Source organism: Yoonia ponticola, from assembly GCF_014199395.1.
In the GTDB taxonomy this organism is placed as follows: Bacteria; Pseudomonadota; Alphaproteobacteria; order Rhodobacterales; family Rhodobacteraceae; genus Yoonia; species Yoonia ponticola.
This window is the reverse complement of sequence record NZ_JACIJM010000017.1, coordinates 1-20671: the sequence shown is the minus strand read 5'-3', so window position 1 is coordinate 20671 and position 20671 is coordinate 1. Positions and strand designations below refer to the sequence as shown.

General features: G+C 54.5%; 24 protein-coding genes. 13 read left to right on the top strand and 11 right to left on the bottom strand.

Annotated features, from left to right (window positions below; genetic code table 11):
• Positions 1–13: 13 nt before the first annotated feature.
• Positions 14–412, top strand: a complete 399-nt coding sequence (locus tag FHS72_RS17625) for a DUF2177 family protein (protein ID WP_183531058.1) — start codon at positions 14–16, stop codon at positions 410–412.
• A gap of 172 nt (positions 413–584) precedes the next feature.
• Positions 585–1469, top strand: coding sequence for a formyltetrahydrofolate deformylase (gene purU, locus FHS72_RS17620; RefSeq protein ID WP_183531057.1), 885 nt, complete (start codon positions 585–587; stop codon positions 1467–1469).
• A 47-nt stretch (positions 1470–1516) separates the two neighbouring features.
• On the opposite strand, the gene trhA is transcribed toward purU, so the two are convergent.
• Positions 1517–2164 carry a PAQR family membrane homeostasis protein TrhA gene (gene trhA / locus FHS72_RS17615; protein ID WP_183531056.1) on the bottom strand — a complete coding sequence of 216 codons (648 nt, stop codon included), beginning with the start codon at positions 2162–2164 and terminating at the stop codon, positions 1517–1519.
• A 228-nt stretch (positions 2165–2392) separates the two neighbouring features.
• On the opposite strand from trhA, the gene FHS72_RS17610 reads away from it, so the two are divergent.
• Together FHS72_RS17610 and FHS72_RS17605 are read left to right on the top strand one after the other, a co-directional pair.
• Positions 2393–2686: an SH3 domain-containing protein gene (locus tag FHS72_RS17610; protein ID WP_183531055.1), complete on the top strand. Its 294-nt coding sequence runs from the start codon at positions 2393–2395 to the stop codon at positions 2684–2686.
• 51 nt (positions 2687–2737) lie between these two features.
• Complete coding sequence (locus tag FHS72_RS17605; protein ID WP_183531054.1) at positions 2738–3697, top strand: DUF808 domain-containing protein; 960 nt, start codon at positions 2738–2740, stop codon at positions 3695–3697.
• A 75-nt stretch (positions 3698–3772) separates the two neighbouring features.
• On the opposite strand, the gene FHS72_RS17600 is transcribed toward FHS72_RS17605, so the two are convergent.
• From FHS72_RS17600 to FHS72_RS17570, 7 genes are read right to left on the bottom strand one after another with little or no spacing between them, the layout of a single operon-like run.
• The gene (locus tag FHS72_RS17600) at positions 3773–4639 is read right to left on the bottom strand and encodes a dioxygenase family protein (RefSeq protein ID WP_183531053.1); all 867 of its coding nucleotides are present in this window, start codon (positions 4637–4639) and stop codon (positions 3773–3775) included.
• A gap of 11 nt (positions 4640–4650) precedes the next feature.
• Positions 4651–5955, bottom strand: a complete 1305-nt coding sequence (locus FHS72_RS17595) for a TRAP transporter large permease (RefSeq protein WP_183531052.1) — start codon at positions 5953–5955, stop codon at positions 4651–4653.
• Positions 5952–6518 carry a TRAP transporter small permease subunit gene (locus FHS72_RS17590; protein ID WP_183531051.1) on the bottom strand — a complete coding sequence of 189 codons (567 nt, stop codon included), beginning with the start codon at positions 6516–6518 and terminating at the stop codon, positions 5952–5954. Before FHS72_RS17590 ends, FHS72_RS17595 begins: the two co-directional genes overlap by 4 nt.
• 31 nt (positions 6519–6549) lie before the next feature.
• Positions 6550–7623 (bottom strand): C4-dicarboxylate TRAP transporter substrate-binding protein, encoded by a 1074-nt coding sequence (locus tag FHS72_RS17585; protein WP_183531050.1) that lies wholly within the window; start codon positions 7621–7623, stop codon positions 6550–6552.
• A gap of 44 nt (positions 7624–7667) precedes the next feature.
• Positions 7668–8126, bottom strand: coding sequence for an OsmC family protein (locus FHS72_RS17580; protein WP_183531049.1), 459 nt, complete (start codon positions 8124–8126; stop codon positions 7668–7670).
• A 13-nt stretch (positions 8127–8139) separates the two neighbouring features.
• A complete protein-coding gene (locus FHS72_RS17575) occupies positions 8140–8805 on the bottom strand; it encodes a malonic semialdehyde reductase (RefSeq protein WP_183531048.1) in 666 nt (221 codons plus the stop codon).
• Complete coding sequence (locus FHS72_RS17570) at positions 8802–9686, bottom strand: fumarylacetoacetate hydrolase family protein (RefSeq protein ID WP_183531047.1); 885 nt, start codon at positions 9684–9686, stop codon at positions 8802–8804. The genes FHS72_RS17575 and FHS72_RS17570 overlap by 4 nt, the downstream gene beginning before the upstream one ends.
• 89 nt (positions 9687–9775) lie before the next feature.
• Between FHS72_RS17570 and FHS72_RS17565 the strand changes: the two genes are divergently transcribed.
• From FHS72_RS17565 to FHS72_RS17550, 4 genes are all read left to right on the top strand, one after another.
• Positions 9776–10162: a YciI family protein gene (locus FHS72_RS17565; RefSeq protein ID WP_183531046.1), complete on the top strand. Its 387-nt coding sequence runs from the start codon at positions 9776–9778 to the stop codon at positions 10160–10162.
• Positions 10163–10174: 12 nt separating this feature from the next.
• A complete protein-coding gene (locus FHS72_RS17560; RefSeq protein WP_183531045.1) occupies positions 10175–10837 on the top strand; it encodes a GntR family transcriptional regulator in 663 nt (220 codons plus the stop codon).
• A 77-nt stretch (positions 10838–10914) separates the two neighbouring features.
• On the top strand, positions 10915–12213 hold the full coding sequence (locus tag FHS72_RS17555) for a malonyl-CoA decarboxylase domain-containing protein (RefSeq protein ID WP_183531044.1): 1299 nt from the start codon (positions 10915–10917) through the stop codon (positions 12211–12213).
• Entirely contained in the window at positions 12210–13700 is a 1491-nt protein-coding gene (locus FHS72_RS17550; protein ID WP_183531043.1) for an AMP-binding protein, read from the top strand. Before FHS72_RS17555 ends, FHS72_RS17550 begins: the two co-directional genes overlap by 4 nt.
• Before the next feature lie 31 nt (positions 13701–13731).
• Here FHS72_RS17550 and FHS72_RS17545 read toward each other — a convergent pair whose 3' ends face one another.
• On the bottom strand, positions 13732–14607 hold the full coding sequence (locus FHS72_RS17545) for a lysophospholipid acyltransferase family protein (protein WP_183531042.1): 876 nt from the start codon (positions 14605–14607) through the stop codon (positions 13732–13734).
• Positions 14608–15025: 418 nt separating this feature from the next.
• Here FHS72_RS17545 and bla point away from each other — a divergent pair, with 418 nt between their 5' ends.
• The 4 genes from bla (at position 15026) to FHS72_RS18420 (ending at position 18492) form a co-directional block, all read left to right on the top strand.
• Positions 15026–15970 carry a class A beta-lactamase gene (gene bla / locus FHS72_RS17540; protein WP_183531041.1) on the top strand — a complete coding sequence of 315 codons (945 nt, stop codon included), beginning with the start codon at positions 15026–15028 and terminating at the stop codon, positions 15968–15970.
• A gap of 246 nt (positions 15971–16216) precedes the next feature.
• On the top strand, positions 16217–16873 hold the full coding sequence (locus FHS72_RS17535) for a metal-binding protein ZinT (RefSeq protein WP_183531040.1): 657 nt from the start codon (positions 16217–16219) through the stop codon (positions 16871–16873).
• 84 nt (positions 16874–16957) lie between these two features.
• Complete coding sequence (locus FHS72_RS17530; RefSeq protein WP_183531039.1) at positions 16958–18190, top strand: GTP-binding protein; 1233 nt, start codon at positions 16958–16960, stop codon at positions 18188–18190.
• An 11-nt stretch (positions 18191–18201) separates the two neighbouring features.
• A complete protein-coding gene (locus FHS72_RS18420) occupies positions 18202–18492 on the top strand; it encodes a DUF6525 family protein (RefSeq protein ID WP_221235474.1) in 291 nt (96 codons plus the stop codon).
• Positions 18493–18538: 46 nt separating this feature from the next.
• Here FHS72_RS18420 and FHS72_RS17525 read toward each other — a convergent pair whose 3' ends face one another.
• Positions 18539–19237, bottom strand: coding sequence for a YoaK family protein (locus FHS72_RS17525; RefSeq protein ID WP_246414863.1), 699 nt, complete (start codon positions 19235–19237; stop codon positions 18539–18541).
• A 150-nt stretch (positions 19238–19387) separates the two neighbouring features.
• Entirely contained in the window at positions 19388–19594 is a 207-nt protein-coding gene (locus tag FHS72_RS17520; RefSeq protein ID WP_183531037.1) for a ParD-like family protein, read from the bottom strand.
• Between the two features lie 114 nt (positions 19595–19708).
• On the opposite strand from FHS72_RS17520, the gene map reads away from it, so the two are divergent.
• Positions 19709–20587, top strand: a complete 879-nt coding sequence (map, locus tag FHS72_RS17515; protein WP_183531036.1) for a type I methionyl aminopeptidase — start codon at positions 19709–19711, stop codon at positions 20585–20587.
• Positions 20588–20671: the final 84 nt, after the last annotated feature.

Genomic DNA, 20671 nt, shown 5'->3' with positions numbered 1-20671 from the left:
AAAGAGCGACCCCATGAAAATTCTGGTTTTATATTTCTCAACCGCCGCGGTCTTTCTGGTTGCCGATGTTATCGGGCTCCGGTTTATCGTGAAACCCGTGTTCGATCGACATATCGGGCATCTGCTCGCGGACTCGTTTCGCGTCGTGCCTGCTGCACTCTTCTATCTCGGCTACGTCGCGGGCGTGCTGTGGTTCGTCTCGATCCCAGCGCTACGCAATGGCGATCCGTTGGCGGCACTGCTCGGCGGTGCTGCACTCGGTCTGATGGCTTACGGCACCTATGAATTCACCAACTACGCAACGCTGCAAGACTGGTCCGCACAGCAGGTCATGGTCGACACGTTGTGGGGCGGGGTGTTGACTGGCGTGTCTGCATGGGCTGGCGTCATGATCGCCCGCGCAATCGGGTAGGTTCGATCCAGTAATAACGCGTTGTGCATGATCGGAAACGACTGTGCCAATACGGCCCATCCTTGGGAAGTAAAATTCACCTCGGGGAATATTGTAGTATTGACGGGTGGTTGTGTGTCAGGAACAAAACAGTACTGGCCGCAAAACCTCATTCAATGACAGGATTTCCCGCATGAGTAACTACGCCCTGACCGTCACCAGCCCATCAAGCCGTGGTATCGTGGCTGCTATTGCGAATTATCTTGCCGATGCTGGCTGCAACATCACGGATAGTGCGCAGTTTGACGACAAGGAAACCGCCAACTTCTTTATGCGGGTCAGCTTTGACACGCCAGACGGTCCGGATTTGGCTGCAATGGCCGAAGGGTTTGCCAAAACCGCAGAGCATTTCGGGATGACGTTTGAATTCCACGACGAGTCCGAAAAGATGAAAGTCGTGATCATGGTGTCGCGCTTTGGGCATTGTCTGAACGATATTCTGTACCGCTGGCGCATCGGGGCGTTGCCGATTGATATCGTCGCTGTGATCTCAAATCACATGGAATATCAAAAGGTTGTCGTGAACAATGACATCCCGTTCCATTGCATCAAAGTGACCAAAGAGAACAAACCAGAGGCCGAAGCCCAGATCATGGCCGTCGTTGAAGACACAGGCGCGGAATTGATCGTGCTGGCGCGTTATATGCAAATTCTGTCTGACCAGATGTGTCAGAAAATGTCAGGCCGGATCATCAACATTCACCACTCGTTCTTGCCAAGCTTTAAGGGCGCAAATCCATACAAACAGGCGTTCCAGCGTGGGGTGAAACTGATCGGGGCGACATCGCATTATGTGACCGCTGATCTCGATGAAGGTCCGATTATCGAACAAGACACCGTGCGCGTGACCCACGCCCAATCGCCTGACGACTACGTGTCACTTGGACGGGATGTGGAAAGCCAAGTGCTCGCCCGCGCGATCCACGCCCATATCCACCGCCGCGTGTTCTTGAACGGCAACAAAACCGTCGTCTTCCCTGCGTCACCAGGGTCCTACGCATCTGAGCGTATGGGGTAGTCAAACTTGGGTCTCTGTCTCAATGCGAGCCAGAGACCTTTTTCGTTTTAAGCGACAGAAAACAACGCCAGCCAAATCCCGACAAACATCGAAATTCCGCCGAAATTCACCCACATGTGCCATGTCGCATAGCGGTACGGCATGTCCTTGCGAGCGTAGAATATCGTGCCGATAGCGTAGGATGCACAGCCCGCGAAAATCGCCCATAAGGTCGTTATAGGCACGTTCTTCAGGTCAGGAATGGCCAGCAATCCAATTGCCCCCAAGCCGAAATAAGATGCGGTCGACCAACGCGATTTGACCTGTTCGTCGGTGATCTTTTTCCACATCGCGATCGCGGTGACGGTCCAACACACCGCAAGCATGGTCATGGTCCACGATGTCCCCGCCTGCACAAAAAATGGTGTGAAGGTGCCTGCGATGCTGGGATAAATCGCTGCGTGGTCAATCCGGCGCAACTTTGGACGTAAGCTGTGACGCTTTGAAAAGTGATAGGCGAAAGACGCTAAGTTTGATCCGAGAGCCGCTGCGACATAAACGATCACGGCCAGAACAAGACTGGTGTCCAGTTCTGAAAATGCCTTGCGTATCAATGAACTGCCCGCGACTAATATGAGGCAAAGCCCAACGATATGAACGACCAGATCTGCGAAACGGTAGCGCGTGGGCAAGCTTGGGAACGTGACGACAGACATTTCAAAGCTCACCCATGATTTACAACTGATTTATGCGGCGCAGATCGCCACAACCCCAGTAAAAGCCGTGCGGAGATACCAGCGTTGCGGCGTATTTGTCCAGCCGGATCGCGCGTTAACTGTGCGGCAACGATCATCGGCAACTTGCGGCGGCCCCGACATACAACAGGCTAGAATTTCATCCATCGTCGGGCTATCACATCGCAAAACGAACGAGGTCAGATCATCATGCGCAGCCGTACAATTTACACCATCTTTGCCGTTATGCTTGTCGCGAGTTGTAGCGGCGGTGGTTTGGGCCTTGATCGCACAATCGTCGCAGGCACCGGGCCTGACGATCTGCTCAAATTGCGCTCTGGTCCGGGCCTTGGCTTTAACGTAGTCTTAGGTTTGCCGGACGGGACCGCGCTTAATCGCGGCGAATGCGTGACCGAGGTCGGTCAACGCTGGTGCAAGGTTTCACTGGCGGACGCACCGCGCATGTCCGGTTACGTGTCTGCCGATTATCTCGCAGACCGTTAATCGTTACCTGCACCACCCTGAATTATAACGACGAACCAAGGTAGAGACATCATGAGCGGATTATTAGCCCTGTTGGACGACGTGGCAGCGATTGCAAAACTGGCCGCGGCGCAACTTGATGACATTGCCGCGCAGGCAAGCAAAGCTGGCGCAAAAGCCGCGGGCGTCGTCATTGATGACGCGGCAGTGACACCGAAATACGTCACGGGCCTGCCCGCCGCGCGAGAATTACCCATCGTCTGGAAAATCGCGCGCGCCTCGTTTTTCAATAAACTGGTGATCTTGCTGCCGCTGGCCTTGCTGTTGAATGCATTCCTGCCGTGGCTTTTAACGCCACTTTTGATGATTGGTGGCGCATATCTGTGCTTCGAAGGGGCGGAAAAGGTCTGGCACTTGATCTCGCCGCACAAGGACCACGGGCCCCAGCAGGCAGAAACGCTAGACGCAGCCCACCTCGAAGAGCAGCGCGTCAAAGGGGCGATCAAAACCGACTTCATCCTGTCGGCAGAGATCATGACAATCTCGCTCGCACAAATCGAAATCGACACGGTTTGGATACAAGCGGTTGCACTCGCCGTCGTCGCCATCGGGATCACGGCGCTGGTTTACGGTGCCGTTGCGTTGCTGGTGAAGGCAGATGATTTCGGGATCATGCTTGGCGCAAAAGGACGGCTTGCCGCAACCCGTGCTGTCGGGCGCAGTATCGTGAAATCCATGCCTTCGGTGATGGTTGTTATCGCGACGATTGGCACGGTGGCGATGCTTTGGGTCGGCGGTAGCATCATCGTTCACGGGTTGGACGTCTTGGGCTGGCATCTGCCTTACGAGCAGATCAAACACGCAGCCAAAGCGGCAGCAGAGGCTATCGGCACAGCAAGCGGTTTTGTCACTTGGGCAGTTACCGCAGGGTTGGACGGTATTGTTGGGCTGGCAACCGGTTTCGTTCTGATCCCGTTTGTAACCCGTATCTTGGCACCCGTGGCCGGTTGGCTATTTCCTGAAAAGGCCTAATCACTCAGTCGCGGCCAAGACGGGCAGGGGCGTTTATGGCCCGCGCCCTACACTTGGCCGCCTCAAGACATACGCCTATTCGCTCGCGAGAATGACGTCGAAATTCACCGACAGATACGGCTCATTTACCTTGCCTGATATGGCCATACCATCTGGGAAATCAGCGGCGGCTTTTTCATGGTATGTCATCACCAAATCGTCGCGCACACCAAACACCGTATCTTGGTCCAGATATTGATCATCCTCGGGGAACACTTCCGTCACTAGCGTCCGATATCCCGGTGCTTTGATGATGTAATGCAGGTGCGACGGACGCCAAGGGTGACGCCCACAAGCCCGCAGGATATCACCCACAGGACCGTCAGACGGCACGGTATACTCGACAGGCTTCACCGTCGTAAACGCATAGCGCCCGTCATCGCCTACAGTCATCAGACCATGGAACGAAAACGTATCTTGTTCTTCGTCTTGGCTCGCATACAGCCCGTTTGGTGCGGTCTGCCAAATGTCGATCTCGGCACCCGCAATCGGGTTGCCGTCCGTGTCACGAATGACCCCTTCAGCTAGCAGAACGGGGCCGCCAAAGTCGCGCTTCATGTCGCCGCCAACCTCCAAAGGTGGCGCGCCAGACACGTGGAACGGCCCCAAGACCGACGACGAGGTGGCATCATCACGCGAGTGCAGCATGTCGATCAACGACGACAATCCCAGCACATCGGACGCCAGAACAAATTCGTGGCGGTCTTCGGTTTCAATGGCAGCACATCCTTCGAGGAACGCGATACCTTGCCGCCATTCGTCATGCGTCAGTTTCGTGTCCCGTGCAAAATCATGCAGATGCTGCACTAGCGACCCCATGACTTCACGCATACGCGGGTCCATTTCAGGGGCCATATAGCTTTTGAACACATCGGTAATGTTGTCTTTTGTTACGTTGCGCATGGCAGTTATCCTTAAAGTAGAGCGAGGCTGAGTATCGGAAATTCGATCAAAACGAGCAGGATGATCAACATCACGAATGCAAACGGGAGCGCGCCCATAAAGACATCCTTCAGCGTGATGCTATCGTCATCGAGCGTCGATTTAATCACGAAACACGATATGCCGAGTGGGGGTGTAAGCAATCCGATCTCGGCACCAACGACCGTGACAATTCCGAACCAGATCAGTGACAGGTCCAGTGCTTCGACAAGCGGCAGGAACAATGGGACGACGATCAGAATGATGGACGCCGTGTCCAAGATCGTGCCGAGGAAGACCATCAGCAAGATATAAAGCAGCATGATAGTCCAGAAACCGGCAGAGTTCCCAGCAAGCAAGTCTTGCAACTGGTTTGGCAGTCCGGCGAGGCCCAGCATACGCGAATAAATTGACGCGGCTGTGATCAGGAACAAGATGGCGGCTGTGATGTGACCTGTTTCTAACAGTGCTTCCCAGAACCCTTTCAGTGACATGGACCGGCGAACTATCGCGATGATCAGTGCGACCAAAGACCCAGTCGCACCCGCTTCAACGGCTGTCATCCAGCCTGTGTAGATGCCGCCCAGAACAACTGTGATCAGTCCCAATGTTGGCAGCGTTTTCGACGCGATCTCGCGTTTGCTCATCCATTCGGTGTCGTCAACGGTACGACCGCCCACAAAACCGGGTGTGTAGCGACCCATGAACCAGATCGCCGCGACATATGCGATGGCAAGCATGATGCCTGGAATGACGCCAGCAAGGAACATGTCGCCAACCGATTGTTCGGCGACAAAGCTGTAGATAATCAACATCGCGGATGGTGGAATAATCATACCCAATACAGAGGATCCGGCGACCACACCCACCGCGAAACGTGGGTTATAATCCTGCGCGATCATCTGCGGCACGGATACTTTGGTGAAAACCGATGCGGATGCAATCGACGATCCGGTCACTGCAGCAAAGACCGCGTTGGCCCCAACCGTCGCCATGCCGATGCCGCCTTTGACCTTGCGAAAACGCATTGTCATCACTTCGTAGATGTCACTGCCAAGTCCTGCCTTGGCCACTATTAATCCCATAAAGGTAAATAACGGTATGGTCGCAAAACTGTAGACCATCGCGCTGTCGCCTACCGCGACTTTAAGCAGGTTCAAGGACAAGGTGAAATTGTCACGCATGATCCAAATGGACAGGATCGATACCATGCCAAGAGCTACAGGGATGTAGACACCGGAATAGATCAGAAAAACGATGGCGACGACCGAGATGAGGCCGATTTCAATAGGAGTCATGATTTTGGCCCGTTTGATGTGTTGTCGTCATGTTCGGGGGCGCGGATCAACTGTGGGCGATCCTGCGCGGTAATGACTTTGAGAATGAAGATAACGCAGGCTAAGGCGCTGCCGGATGCGATCACCAGCTTGATTGGCCACCACGGCAGGGTGAACAAGCCGCGCACACCGAAGAAATCTTGGGTGCCCCACATTTTGATGAATTCAGGGAAGGTGATGTAGGCGATCAGGAACATAAAGATCGCAGAGATCGCATTGATGATACGGCGCAATCCGGACGTGAAACGTGGACGGCGGCTGTGCATCAGGTTCAGAAAACCGTCTGACCGCGTCAGGCGATCCACCCGCACAACGTCGGCGATTTGTAAGAAGACGATAAACACCACCGACATCTGCACGATTTCATACGTCCCCTTGAGGGGGGCGTTGAACACGCTGCGGGCGATCACGTCGGCGTTCAAGATCACCATCAAGGCGAGAACGGTCAACGTTCCGGCCGCATTGGCGGCGATTGCAAGAGAGTTGGCGACCCGGGACAGGCCTGCCACAAAGGATTTTAGCATGATTTTGGCCCTTTCCCGGGTCGGTCGAAGTTTAAGGTTGTGTCCAGTCGCGAACACCAACAAAGCCTTCGGCTTCGAGTTTTCCGAGGTAAGCGGCCAGCATGCCGCTACCGTCTTCGCCATTCGCATTCAGACCTTCGGCCCATTCTTGTGCAATGTTCGGAATACCCGCAGCCCATGCCGCGCGATCTTCTGGTGACACGTCGATGATTGTGCCGCCAGCAGCGAGGTATGCCGCCTCGGATTCAGCCGCGATATCCATGGCGATTGACGCAAGACGGTCGCGGTAATCGATTGAAACGGCCTGCAATACCTCTTTGACTTCGTCGGGCAAGGTGTTCCAGAAATCTTGGTTCGCTGTGACAGTCTTGGAGTTCACAGCGCCCAAATCAGCACGCAACATGTAGGGTGCAACCTCTGAAAAGTTGAACGTTGCAGCCGCTTCTGGCCAGACCAACGCGCCATCGACCAGACCGGTTTGCAGCATGTTGTAGAAGTCGGTCAAACCACCTGGAACGCCAGCTGAATCCTTGATGCCTTCGAGGTAACGCAAATTCAGACCTGCGCCCGCGATCTTGGCACCTTCGAGATCACTGATGCTGGAAATTTCGCTGGTGTAAAAGATTTCGTAGCTGTTCAGCACGACGCCCGTGGCCAGATAAACTTGGTTCTGGGCTGCAAATTCGTTCTGCATCGCAGGGAATTCACGTGCGATTTCGTCGATTGCTTTGGCGACAGCGCGTGCATCAGACGACACAAACGGTGTGACCGCAGCAAGACCCTGACTAGGCAGTTTGGACGAGTGGAAAATCGTTGTGACGATCCCGATATCACCCAGACCCAGTTGGATACCTTCCAGAACGCCGCGTGGCTTTACGATCGTGCCGTTGTAGTTTTCCTGCCAGTCCATCACGTAATTGCCGGTTTCGGCAAGGCGGCGGTCAACTTCGGGAATAAAGAAGTTCGAAAACTCTTCGATCCAAAGCGATCTGTCTGGATAGCCGTCGATAACGACCGCAGAGATGGTTTCCTGCGCGGCTACCGGCAGAGCGGTCATCGTCGCGAGTGCAACCCCCATAAGGCCGCGTCGTGTCCAATCAGTCATGTGTTTTTCCTCCCAGAAAAGCGGGCGCATTGGCCCAATTTAGTTTATGTTGCCTTCACCCAATTTACTGTCAGGTCTGTGCCGGCTGCTTCGAACAGCTTGGCGATGGCACAGTATTTCGCAGTCTCACGCCCCACCAAATCCAAGTCTTCTTGGCTGGCGGCGGTATTGCAATTCACCGTGAGCGTGACTTCTGGAAACGGCACGTCGATCTCTTCCTCCATGAGAACGCCGCGTCGGTCGAATTTGCAGGCTGCGTCGATATTGATTTCTCCCAAATCAATTCCGAGACGTTTTGCATTCTTATGTCCAATCACATTTGTACATGCGATCAGTGCCGTCATCGCGGCTTCAGTCGGGGTTGGTCCTAAATTGGTACCACCCCGTTCTGTTGGTTCGTCGATGATCACGTGCAGGTCGCGCACCGGAATTTCTGTCCGCGCAGGCGTCGGGCACGCAGCGGATGCGCGATAGGTCACAATCGTTTTGGTTTTGATAGCCATGCTCATACCTCTGCTAAATGACGCTACATACCTGATCGAATTCAAACCGTGGTAGCTTTTGAAACAATGCCGTCTCGTCAGCGTAGCCGATATTGCACAGGAAATTCGACTTTAGCGTCGTCCCTGCAAAAAACTCTTCATCGACAATCGCGTTAGAAAAGCCCGACATCGCACCCACATCCAATCCGACTGCACGGGCCGCGATCATGAAATACGCACCCTGCAATGTGGCGTTGCGATAAGCGGTATCCTCGCAATAGGCATCATTGCCGTCGAACAAGTGGCGACGGTCTTCGTGCGGGAACAAGAATGGCAGCTCATGCCAGAAATTCATGTCCTGCGCGATAATCGCAGTCACAGGCGCGCCCATCATCTTTGACACGTTCTGTGGTTTAAGCGATTTCGCGAGCCGTTCTTTACCCTCTTTGGATTTCACGAAAATGAACCGCGCAGGTAGCGTGTTCATCGACGTTGGCCCATTGATGACGATCTCGTAAATTTCTTCAAGCATACCCTCAGGGATCGGCGTGTCAGTCCACGCGTAATGCGACCGCGCATCGCGCAGGATCAGGTCAATCGCATCATCGGATAGGCGGTCGATCCGGCCACGCAATGCGCGGTGATCGGATTGCGCCTTGGCCCGCAAACGGTCGAGTTCTGCACCTACTGGGGCGTTCATGCCGACGCTCCCGCGGCTTTGTGGTCCTTTTCGTCAACGATAGGGTTTGAGCAAATGCCGATACCTTCGATCTCGACGTCCACAACTTCGCCCGGAACCAACCAACGCGGGTTCGGTTTCTTGGCGTGACCAACACCCGGAGGCGTGCCCATTGCGATCAAATCGCCCGGCTCAAGCGTTGTGTATTCGGAAATCGTCGCAATCGTTTGTGCGACTGACCAAATCATGTTGCCAGTGTTTGATGATTGCAAAATCTCGGTGCCAACGCGGCTTTCGATTTTCAGACCAGCAGCACCTTCTGGAACTTCGTCAGGTGTGACCACGATTGGGCCGATAGCGCCTGTGTCGTCAAAGTTTTTACCCGGTGTCCACTGATGTGTCTTACGTTGATAATTGCGCACAGACCCGTCGTTGAACACGGTGTAGCCGAATACGTGATCCAAGGCGTCGGCTTCGGAAATGTGACGACCGCCTTTGCCAACGATCAGCATCAATTCAGCTTCGTAGTCCAGTTGATCGGAACATGTTGGACGCACCAAAGGCGCACCCGCAGCCATGATCGAATTTTTTCCGCGCATGAAAAGGGCGGGGTAATCAGGAATGTCGTAACCACCTTCTTTGATGTGGTCGGTATAGTTCAGCCCGAGACAAATGATTGTACCAGGCTTTGCCACAGGCAGCGCAGGTGTGATTGATGCGACGGGAACGCTTGGGGCGCCGTCAATCTTGGCAGCGACTGATTCTGCCAGTGCAGGATCGCCGATCAATGCCATCAGATCAGAGCCAACAGCCGCGTCCAAAGCCGTCAAATTAACGGCTTCATCGCCCTTTACCGCGAAAACGGCTGTGCCGCTCTTTGTGTTGCCTACCAGATATTTCATGTGCGTAATCCTTGCCAGTTCACAATATTTCTGGCTACAATATCATCACAAGTCAATAAATATCGATATTTTTAACAGAAGGTAAAAACATGGTAGCGTGGGCAGACTATAAGAAAGAGGCAAAGTCGCGGGGGGCATTGGCTCTGGAACTTTACGCGGCAGTGACAACGCCAGCAGGTGCACCCGAAGCCGTGAAAGCATCGCTCGCGGATCATCTTGCATATCAGGCGACGCTTGAACGGGCGGGCTCATTGGCGTTTGCGGGACCAATGTCCGACGAATCCGGTGACAACATGCAAGGCATGGGGCTGATTATCTATCGGGCTGCGGATATGGACGCCGCACGGGCCCTTGCCGACGCCGACCCGATGCACAAATCCGGTGCTCGTGTATATGTCTTGCGCCGTTGGATGATTAACGAGGGGTCGTTGACGGTTTCAGTCGGGCTATCTACTAACCACGCAACATTGACCTAAAAGGCAATCGGCATGAACATTATGGACGAGACGAGCGGCAAAGAAGCATCTGCTACCCGTGGGGCCTATATGTCCTTGCGCGATATGATCCTGACCGGCGCACTGCCTGCAGGTGAAAAACTAAAGATCGAGCAGTTGCGCAAGCTGCTCGATACAGGCGCGTCGCCCGTCAGAGAGGCGCTGAGCCTGCTGACCTCTGACATGCTGGTGGAACGTATCGACCAACGCGGGTTTCGGGCGGCACCCGCGAGCACCGAAAACTTTGCGGAAATCCTCAAGCTGCGCTGTGTGCTCGAAGACATGGCATTGCGCCAATCGATCACATTGGCCACGCCAGAATGGGAAGAAAACCTTGTGCTTGCGCATCACAGGATGAAGCAGCTGACTGGGGCCGCGACATTCGAGGACGCGCACAAATTGTTCCACATGGCATTGCTCGCCAATTCGTCGTCTCCGATGTTGGAACGCTTTTGCAGTCAGCTTTATGACTTGAACATCCGCTACAGAAACCTCGCGTCCAGCGGCCGCAACTACCAAAAACGCGACATCACAGCCGAGCATGAAGAGATCCTCGCGTGTGCCGTGCGCCGTGATGCTGATGCGACGTCTACTGCATTGCTCAGTCACTATCGCCTCACGGGCGCATACCTGACGACCCAGCTTGTGAACCTGTAGTTTTGCCGATTTAAAATATAAGTTTGCATTAATATCGATATTATCGCAGTGTTGATTCCACAACGGGGGACACCATCGTGCAACGCAATCGATTTCTCAGCGATATCCTAACGACTTTGTTTGACCGCAGCGGGACGATCCGCAGCGTCAATGATACCCGCGACATCTATGCGTTATGCAACGCGCTGTTGTCGGCAGAGGGCACCGTTTCGGGGCAGTCCCTCGCGGCGACTGTGCTTGAACGGTATCGCAAGTTGTCCGACGACGATAAACTGTCGTTTTTCAAGTACTTGAACGACGATCTGGATATCGATGCTACGGACCTGTCCGCGCTTGTCGCCACCTATGCGACCGACCCGACGCCCGACGCATTCAAGAACCTGTCGAACGCGGCCGAGCCCAGACGCCAAGAGTTATTGCGCCGCCTGAACCAACCCGTGGGGGCGACCGCTGATATCGTGGCCATGCGCGTGGACCTGTTGCACGTGCTCAAGGATCATCCTGAACTTGCCCGTACCAACCATGATTTCGTCCACCTGTTTCGTAGCTGGTTCAATCGCGGCTTCTTGGTGCTGAAGACAATCGATTGGGACACGCCCGCGCGCATTCTCGACAAGATCGTCGCCTATGAAGCTGTTCACCAAATTAACGATTGGGATGATCTGCGCCGCCGTCTGTATCCACCCGACCGTTGCTGCTTTGCGTTCTTCCACCCTTCAATGCCAGACGAGCCGCTTATTTTTGTCGAAGTCGCATTAACCAAAACCGTCCCCGGTTCTGTCACCAAACTGCTGTCGAATGGCCGCACGCCGCTGGGTGCTGATGATGCCAAAGTCGCCGTGTTTTACTCAATCTCAAACTGCCAAAAGGGCCTCACCGGCATCAGCTTTGGCAACCTGTTGATTAAACAAGTCGTCGCGGAATTGTCGCTGTCTTTCCCGCAGCTAGAGACTTTTGTCACGCTATCCCCGATCCCCGGTTTGACCCGTTGGCTGGCTACGCAAATCGACGACACGGATCACGGCCACGTCGCAACCACGATTCTAGGCGGGCAGGGCAGTGCTGCGGACATTCGCGCTATGGCGGCCCGTTATTTGCTGATGGCAAAGCGCGGCGACGGCATGCCGCTTGACCCCGTCGCACGCTTCCACCTCGGAAATGGCGCCGAAGTTTACGACATCCACGCGGATGCAGACACGTCTGACAACGGCATTGCCCAATCAAGCGGCGCAATGGTTAACTATCTCTACGACTTGTCACAAACCCAACGCCACCATGCCGATTATGTCTTTAAATCTATCGTCACCGCAGCAAAACCTGCGCAATCTTTGTCCACGGCAGCCTTGTCGCCCAAACCCAAGGAAACCACATCGTGACCAATACTCTTTACGATGCACTTTTCGCGCAACATGCCCAAAATGCGGCTGTGTTTATGACGCTGGATGACGGAACCCAACTGAGCTACGTCGATTTTATCACCCGCGTCGCCCGCATTGCGCATGTGCTACAAGACGCAGGTGTAAAACCGGGTGACCGCGTCGTCGTGCAAGCGCCAAAGCTCATGGATACGATTGCGCTGTACGGTGCCGCCGTGCAGGCTGGGGCGGTCTACCTGCCGCTGAACACCGCTTACACGCAAACTGAACTCGCTTATTTCATCGAAGACGCGGCCCCCGCATTGGTGGTCTGTGATGCCAGCAACGCCGACGAAATTGCAGCGATTTGCAGCGACGACACGAACGTCCTGACACTGTCAAAAGACGGCAGCGGGTCGCTGTCCACACAAGCCAACGACAAGCCCACGACATTTGAAACCGTGCCACGCGGGCCGGACGATCTGGCCGCGTTGCTCTACACGTCAGGGACAACCGGTCGGTCAAAAGGCGCGATGCTAAGCCACAAAAACCTGCTCTCCAACGCACGCGCATTAACTGACTTGTGGCAAATCACCGACGCTGACCGCTTGATCCACGCCTTGCCGATCTTTCACACGCACGGCCTGTTCGTGGCGATGAACACCTCACTTTTGGCTGGCGCGCAACTGCGCTTCATGGCCGCCTTTGATGTCGATACCATCGTGGACGAAATGCCGACCTCCACCATGCTGATGGGCGTGCCGACGTTCTACACACGGCTGCTGGGCGACGCCCGCCTGACAAAGGATCTGGTCGCAAATATGCGGTTGTTCGTATCCGGCTCCGCGCCGCTGCTCGCCGAAACCCACACCGCATTCGAAGACCGCACGGGCCACCGCATACTTGAACGCTACGGCATGACCGAAACCAACATGATCACGTCGAACCCGTTCGACGGCGAACGGCTGGCAGGCACCGTAGGCTATCCGCTACCCGGCACCGAGGTCGAAATCACCGATAACGGCGCACCTGTCGCTGCCGGCGAAATCGGCATGATCGAAGTGCGCGGCGACAACGTGTTTCAAGGTTACTGGAACATGCCCGAAAAAACTGCCGAAGAGCTACGTGATACCGGATTTTTCATCACGGGTGATCTTGGCGTGAAAACCGAAGACGGCCGTATCGCGATTGTCGGCCGTGAAAAAGACCTCATCATTTCAGGCGGCTACAACATCTACCCCAAGGAAATTGAAGACGTCATCAACGACATCGACGGTGTCTCGGAAAGCGCTGTTTTCGGCGTGCCACACCCTGATTTCGGGGAAAGCGTGTTGGCCGCGGTTGTCCTGGAAGATACCACCGTGACCGCCGACGCCATCGCGGCACGCGTTGAACCACACCTCGCGCGGTTCAAACATCCACGTCGCTACATCATCACGGATGAATTGCCTCGCAACACGATGGGCAAGGTGCAAAAGAACGTTTTGCGCACCGAGCACAGCACATAATAGCGACTGCGTTGAGGCGCTAAACGGACACTTAAATGTGGTCCCAACGCCTTAGCATCCAGTACCATTGATCCGGATTTGTCCGAATGCGAGCCGATAGGCTGTCATTAAACGCACGCGTCATCGTGATGTTGTCACTGTGCGGGATCGGCGCCTCAAACTGCACGTCGAAGGTATTCCCGTCTTCATTCCGAATGCCGTAAGCTGGGATCATCGGCAGATCGTATTTCAACGCAAGTTGCGCTGCGGAAAGCGATGTCAGCGCATCAATGCCAAGAAACGGAATGTGCGCACTTTCCGAGTATTTCTCGTCCAGCAAAATAGAAATGATGCCACCAGCACGCAGATGGCGCACAAGCGCCCGCGTGCCCACGCTGCCTGTCGCAAGGATCGGTTTACCGCCAGCCTCGATACCCGCGAAAATACGACGCTCATAATGGGGGTTTTTGTTCGGACGGTAAACAGCACCGCTTTCAAGCCCGTTCATTTTGACGGCAGCACGAACGGCTTCCCACTGACCAAAATGGCCCGACACAATGATCGCGCCCTTACCTGCAGCACTCGCGTCCTTCAGGGCAGCCAATCCGGGGCCCGAGGCGTTAAACTTATGGTGTTGCGTCTGGAATTCGACATCATGGTAAATCTCGAACAGCGTCCGCCCCATCTGCTTGCCCATATTCTGGCCAAGCGTCACGCGATCACGGCGCTTCATTTCGGGGAACACGCGGCGCACTTCACGGTCAAACCGATTTCTGGCAGGTGGAAACCACCGCATGATGATCCCAAATGTTGTACCAAGGCCACGCGACCGCAGGTCAAACGTGCGCCACCGAACAGCCGTGAGGGCCGACCAAAGCGGCAAGTATCTGACGTGATGTATAAGTGATTTAAGCGATGTAGAAAGCATGGCTCCTTATGATCAAATTCAGTGACAAAACCAGCCGAAAATGCTGACGGCCATGGGCGTCGGTCTGATGATCAATGAGGTGGAGGCTGGCGACGCGGATTTTCGGTGGGGGGGAACGCGCTAAACCCTGCTGCGTAACGCGTGCAGTTACGACAGCCATCACGCTACCTGATCGCTATGAAGTGCCTCTAAAGACGTCATTGGTTGTGTGAGGAATTGTTTGCTGGGATGGTAAACTGCTGCAATGGTAAAGGTACTAGCCCAAAGTTGATGTAAAGTTATTTGACGTACAGATTGAAGAAACCGTGCGTTTTTCTATTTCCCACGCCGGAACAGTCAAATCAGCTATAACTGCGTTGCGGACGTGTACAACTTACAACAACTAGGTCCAGAGAAGCAGTCAAAGCGGGCAGGCGGAATGTCTTATAAAATCTCCAGACGAGAAACGTTAAGCGGGCTTCTGTCCTGTGTCGCTGGCCCCATTTTTGCGCAAGAGGGTGGTCACGGATTGCGTGATTGGCAGCCACGGACTTATGACGACGGTTTGATCCCGAACTTTTCGTTTGAAGTGATCGAACTCTCGTTGCGCGGTGCGGTCGGTGTCTTTGCGCTCGACACAGAGACAGGTCGGGCAAGTGGTTGGGGCGAGAATATTCGCGTTCCCTTAAACAGCACTTTTAAAGTGCTGTTGTCAGCGATTGTGCTGCGGCGAATTGATGCGGGTATCGAGAGTTTAGAGCGTAAAGTGGCAGTGCAAGCCTCGGATATCGTGGCTTGGGCACCGGTCCTAGACCATCGCATCGGTCAGTCGATGTCCATTGACGAGCTGTGCAATGCCTGCATGACCCTTAGTGACAACGCCGCCGCTAATATCCTCTTGCGCACAATGGGCGGTCCAGCGGGTTTGACGGCTGCCTTGCGCGAGATTGGCGACGAGGTGACGCGCATTGATCGGTACGAGCCAGACTTGAACAACGCCTCAGACGGCGTGGAGCTGGACACGACAACGCCACATCAAATGGTATGGAACTTGAATGCGTTTCTGCGTGGCAGTCTGTTGAACTCACAGCACAAGGCTTTGCTTTTGTCGTGGATGGTGGGCAACACAACAGGGGGTGACCGCATTCGCGCTGGCACACCCGCTGATTGGAGAGTCGGTGACCGCACGGGAACCGGACCCGCTGGCGAGACATCAACCGTTGCCGTCATCTATCCGCCCAGCCGCCAGCCATTGATTATGGCAGTTTATTTGCGTGGATCACCCCATAGTCCGGCCAAGCAAAGTGAAACCCATGCAGAACTTGCGCGTATCGCCACAACCAACGTCATTTTGCCGCCATACGATCCCTACGCAAATGACTGAATTTTTTGCGCTGCTTCTGTGTGTGTGCTGTGATCGGTTTGTCGCCAATCTCTGCGCCATGCAGTGATGTCTGATGGGCCGAACTTTGTTTAGGTTCACTGCTCAAATCCCTAGTGCTGCCTCCCGTTGTGTCCCTTGTCCTAGCTCGATCTGTTGGACAGGTGCTTGCCAAAAGTGTCGGATGACTCTAATCAGTGATTCGTTATGTTATAACATAACGAATCACTGATTGACCGGAGAAATCTTTTGCTACACTTCACCATCAAACGCGCAGCCGTCATCGCCATTGGTGCGCTGGTCACACTTGCAACGCAGGCCCCCGCCCAAACGTCAAATTCCGCAACAACGGACAGCCAAAGCCACGCACATCAGGCTCATGAACCGTCGCTGGTAGATGAGGCAGACGTGCAGGCACGCGGCCTGTCAGATTGGGAAAACGATTGGCAGTCGATCTACCCCTTTTTGCAAGACGGCACATTGGACGCCGTGCTGGCGCATAAGGCAGAAGACGGTGACAAGACCGTCGAAGAATACCGGGCGTATTACACCACGGGCTATGCCACGGATGTGGATCGCATTCTGATCGACGGGTCCAGTGTGACGTTCTTTCGGGATGGCCAGCCCGTTCAGGGACAATACCAAAACGACGGCTATGAAATTCTAACCTACGAATCCGGTAGCCAAGGCGTGCGTTACATCTTTGAAAAGTCCGGTGGCGACGAAGCCGCGCCGCAGTTCATCCAGTTCAGCGATCACATAACTGTGCCGACTAAGGCGGACCACTACCACCTTTACTGGGGCGATGACCGTGCAGAACTGCTGACGGAAGTCACGAATTGGCCGACATATTTTCCAGCCGATCTTAGCGGTGCTGAAATCGCGGAAAGCATGATTGCGCACTAATCCGCACATCAACACAGCACGCTTGTCACATCAGGCTGGCGTGCCAATCATCCGCTGAACATCTCATCTCAAGGGCTACGCAGAATGAATATCCAATCGGTGACCACAGATACACGCCTTCCTGTTACTGTCCTCTCGGGCTTTTTAGGGGCTGGCAAAACGACGCTTCTCAATGAAGTCCTGCAAAACCGTGACGGACGCCGTGTTGCCGTGATTGTAAATGATATGTCTGAGGTGAACATCGACGCCGACCTCATTCGCGATGGTGGCGCAAACCTAAGTCACACAGAAGAAACTCTGGTTGAAATGACGAACGGGTGTATTTGTTGCACCCTGCGCGACGATCTGCTGCAAGAGGTCAGCCGCCTCGCGGCAGAGGGGCGCTTTGACTACCTTCTCATTGAATCCACGGGTATTTCAGAACCGCTGCCCGTCGCCGCGACATTTGATTTTCGTGATGAAGACGGGGTGAGCCTGTCTGACGTGGCGCGATTGGACACGATGGTTACCGTTGTCGACACGGTCAACCTGTTGAACGACTACGCCAGCCACGATTTCCTGCGTGATCGCGGAGAGGTCATGGGCGAAGCGGATGATCGCACGCTTGTTGATCTGCTGGTCGAACAGATCGAGTTCGCCGATGTGGTGATCCTGAACAAAGCCAATGATGCAGGGCGTGCAAGCGTCGATGCGGCACGTATGATCGTTGTAGCGCTGAACCCGGATGCGCAGATTATTGAGGCGGATTACGGCAAAGTACCCCACGACCGCATTTTCGATACGGGCCTGTTTGACTTTGACACTGCGCATGAAAACCCGCTTTGGGCGAAAGAGCTGTACGGGTTTGCCGATCACATTCCCGAAACCGAGGAATTCGGGATTTCGTCGTTCGTGTATCGTGCGCGCCGCCCGTTTGTCCCAGAAAAGATACACGCGGTTCTGACGGGATCACTGCCCGGCGTCATTCGTGCCAAGGGCCACCTTTGGATCGCCACGCGCCCCGACTGGCTGGCGGAATTTTCGCTTGCTGGTGCGTTGAGCAGCATCAAACCGATGGGTATCTGGTGGGCAACTGTTCCCGAAAATCGCCGCCCGACGACCCCGCAAGCAGTCGAGTATCTGAAGCATCACTGGCAAGAGCCTTTCGGCGATCGTCGTCAAGAATTGGTGTTCATTGGCACAGGGCTGGATAAGGCGGGCATCACTGCCGCGCTGGATGCGACCCTTGTTGAGAATGCGCAGGCATTTACACCCGACGCTTGGGCCAGCCTGCCAGACCCGTTTCAGACGTGGCGCCGCGCACCTGACGGTGTGTGATCGATTTGATCATGCAAAACGATGTTTCGAACCGCCGCAAAAGCAATGCGCGAACAAGTTTGCCGCGCTCGAAACGCGGGGGAAATCCGATGGCAGCATATGACAGATTGCCGTCGGATTTGCGCGAATGGCTCAGGCAAGCCGCGCTTCCGTGGTCACCCCGCTCCGCACTTCGCGTATGGAGGACCGCCCTAAATAACCACGAAAACGACCGAACCGCGGCCCAAGCTTACCTTTGTCAATTAGAACGCAAAATGCTCAAACAGGACTTTAAAAAGACTTGGGGTGTTGAACCGCGCTAACAACCTCTTTTGGAAGTAATCCAACAAAATTGTTTTTGAAACGCGCTCAAGAACGGTGTGCTCGAAAGGCTTCCGGCACAGCTATCAGCAGCAAGAGCGCTGCTGCTAAAATAAAAAGCCAGCTTCCGACAATCTGAAACAACAGCGCACCGCAAAAGCCACCGAAGGTAAAGCAGGCAAGGGTCAAACTGTGCAGCCAGAGCTGTGGCGCTGCCGCGCGCCGCGACGTTTCATTGCCGACCAATGCCGCCAATTCTATCCCGATGTCAGTCGCCATTCCCGACACATGGGTTGTGCGGACCCGCGCCCGCGAAATCATCGTCGTCACAGCGTTTTGAAGTCCCATGACAAAGCTGAGGGCGATGACCAAAAACATCTCGTGTTCTGCGGGCGATGCCATGACAAGTAGGGCGCCTACCAGCAGAAGTATGATTGCCTCTGCGGTAATTGCTAAAGCATAGATCGCGCGAATACGCATTTTTTCACCGGCTTGAATGGCAAGTGCTGCCATACTCGCGCCGCAGATGAAGGCGACGACAAGCCCCAGAAAAGAAAACGCAATAGGGACCGCGCCATTCGCCAAGTGGTCTGAAAAAGCCGCAATGTTTCCTGTCATGTTTGCAGTGAATGAACCGGCAATAAGGAACCCGACGGCGTTCAGCGCACCTGCAATGGACGAAAGTAGAGCAGCCAGAACCAGATCAATATTTGATGTGCGGGCATCGCCAACATTGATGAGCATCATAATTCTCAATAGTTATTTTTATAAGTCGTGGCATTTCACCCAGATTTGCGCAACTGTCACTGAGACGCGGCGCATTCAGCCTAGATTGACGTTATACTCTGTGCTGTATCCTCAATATCAGAAAGTCGAAAGCTTCAGTGGCGCTTCCTATCAAGCAGCTTCGATTTCTGGCGTTTGAACATCGGCGTTCTTAAGTTGCAGCGCCATGATTTCCGTAAAGGGCAGAGACGGGTTCGCTTCGGCCAGCATGCCGACCTTTATCCAAAACTCTGCCTGCGCATTGATCGAACGGCACATGACCGAACTGGATTTGCGCAGCTCTTCGTGCAGCGTGTCTCCGATTTTAACGATGCCCATCGACGTCTCTCCTTTTCTTGGTATGTGAAGTGTATATGATTCGTATACGCCGGCGGCTGCCTGCGGTCAATCTTACCGCGACTGCAACCACGGAAACATGAAAGAGACCGCATGATGAACGGCTATATCAACGTGCCTGACGCATCAAAAACGCAAGGCGCACGGAGAACCGACAGCATAAAGTTATATGGACCGGACGCCTTTGCGGGGATGCGCCGCGCGGGGGCTCTAACCGCCAGATGCCTTGATGGGGTTTTTGACCTTATCCAAAGCGGCACCGCATTGTCGCAGATCAATACCTTCGTCCTCGACTTCGCGGCGACCCATGACGCAAAGCCAGCGACGCTGGGTTACAAGGGCTACCAATACGCCTGCTGCACCTCAGTTAATCACGTGGTTTGCCACGGTTTTCCAAACGAAAAGAAGCTGCGCGACGGCGATATTGTGAATGTCGATGTCACGTTGATCTATGACGGATGGTATGGCGATTCCAGTCGGATGTATGTGGTTGGCAAGCCAAAGCGGGCAGCCGAACGCTTGATCCGGATCGCACATGAAGCCATGATGCAGGGCATCAAAGCGGTGCGCCCGGGTGCACGTCTGGGTGATATCGGCCACGCAATTCAGAGTTACGCACATTCCGAACGGTGTTCGGTGGTGCGCGAATTTTGCGGCCACGGCATTGGTCAGGTCTTTCACGACGCGCCTGATATCCTGAACTTTGGCAAAGCCGGTGAAGGTCCAGAGCTACGAGAGGGAATGATTTTCACAGTTGAACCGATGATCAATCTGGGGCGCGGTGAGGTGAAAATGCTTGCTGACGGCTGGACTGCCGTGGCGCGCGACAAGTCCCTTTCGGCACAATTCGAGCATTCGATAGGTGTGACCTCGGATGGTTTCGAGGTTTTCACATTATCGCCTAGCGGCCTTCACCTGCCTGGAGTTGAACACTGTCTGACGTCAGCGCCTATGGGACCAAATGGCGTTATTTGATAAGAGAGTGTTTCTGGCTCATCGTCACCACTGAGGAGTGGAAGATGAGACAAACAACGACGAGCCCTGGCGAGAAGATCGTCA

Bases quoted from the DNA above. Each gene is read 5' to 3' on its own strand.
- map (WP_183531036.1), top strand. From the start codon at position 19,709: ATGAACGGCTATATCAACGTGCCTGACGCATCAAAAACGCAAGGCGCA.
- FHS72_RS17565 (WP_183531046.1), top strand. From the start codon at position 9,776: ATGGTAGCGTGGGCAGACTATAAGAAAGAGGCAAAGTCGCGGGGGGCA.
- FHS72_RS17530 (WP_183531039.1), top strand. From the start codon at position 16,958: ATGAATATCCAATCGGTGACCACAGATACACGCCTTCCTGTTACTGTC.
- FHS72_RS17585 (WP_183531050.1), bottom strand. From the start codon at position 7,623: ATGACTGATTGGACACGACGCGGCCTTATGGGGGTTGCACTCGCGACG.
- FHS72_RS17590 (WP_183531051.1), bottom strand. From the start codon at position 6,518: ATGCTAAAATCCTTTGTGGCAGGCCTGTCCCGGGTCGCCAACTCTCTT.
- FHS72_RS17625 (WP_183531058.1), top strand. From the start codon at position 14: ATGAAAATTCTGGTTTTATATTTCTCAACCGCCGCGGTCTTTCTGGTT.
- trhA (WP_183531056.1), bottom strand. From the start codon at position 2,164: ATGTCTGTCGTCACGTTCCCAAGCTTGCCCACGCGCTACCGTTTCGCA.
- FHS72_RS17580 (WP_183531049.1), bottom strand. From the start codon at position 8,126: ATGGCTATCAAAACCAAAACGATTGTGACCTATCGCGCATCCGCTGCG.
- FHS72_RS17520 (WP_183531037.1), bottom strand. From the start codon at position 19,594: ATGGGCATCGTTAAAATCGGAGACACGCTGCACGAAGAGCTGCGCAAA.
- FHS72_RS18420 (WP_221235474.1), top strand. From the start codon at position 18,202: ATGCAAAACGATGTTTCGAACCGCCGCAAAAGCAATGCGCGAACAAGT.
- FHS72_RS17525 (WP_246414863.1), bottom strand. From the start codon at position 19,237: ATGATGCTCATCAATGTTGGCGATGCCCGCACATCAAATATTGATCTG.
- FHS72_RS17575 (WP_183531048.1), bottom strand. From the start codon at position 8,805: ATGAACGCCCCAGTAGGTGCAGAACTCGACCGTTTGCGGGCCAAGGCG.
- FHS72_RS17570 (WP_183531047.1), bottom strand. From the start codon at position 9,686: ATGAAATATCTGGTAGGCAACACAAAGAGCGGCACAGCCGTTTTCGCG.
- FHS72_RS17605 (WP_183531054.1), top strand. From the start codon at position 2,738: ATGAGCGGATTATTAGCCCTGTTGGACGACGTGGCAGCGATTGCAAAA.
- FHS72_RS17610 (WP_183531055.1), top strand. From the start codon at position 2,393: ATGCGCAGCCGTACAATTTACACCATCTTTGCCGTTATGCTTGTCGCG.
- FHS72_RS17560 (WP_183531045.1), top strand. From the start codon at position 10,175: ATGAACATTATGGACGAGACGAGCGGCAAAGAAGCATCTGCTACCCGT.
- FHS72_RS17545 (WP_183531042.1), bottom strand. From the start codon at position 14,607: ATGCTTTCTACATCGCTTAAATCACTTATACATCACGTCAGATACTTG.
- purU (WP_183531057.1), top strand. From the start codon at position 585: ATGAGTAACTACGCCCTGACCGTCACCAGCCCATCAAGCCGTGGTATC.
- FHS72_RS17595 (WP_183531052.1), bottom strand. From the start codon at position 5,955: ATGACTCCTATTGAAATCGGCCTCATCTCGGTCGTCGCCATCGTTTTT.
- bla (WP_183531041.1), top strand. From the start codon at position 15,026: ATGTCTTATAAAATCTCCAGACGAGAAACGTTAAGCGGGCTTCTGTCC.
- FHS72_RS17600 (WP_183531053.1), bottom strand. From the start codon at position 4,639: ATGCGCAACGTAACAAAAGACAACATTACCGATGTGTTCAAAAGCTAT.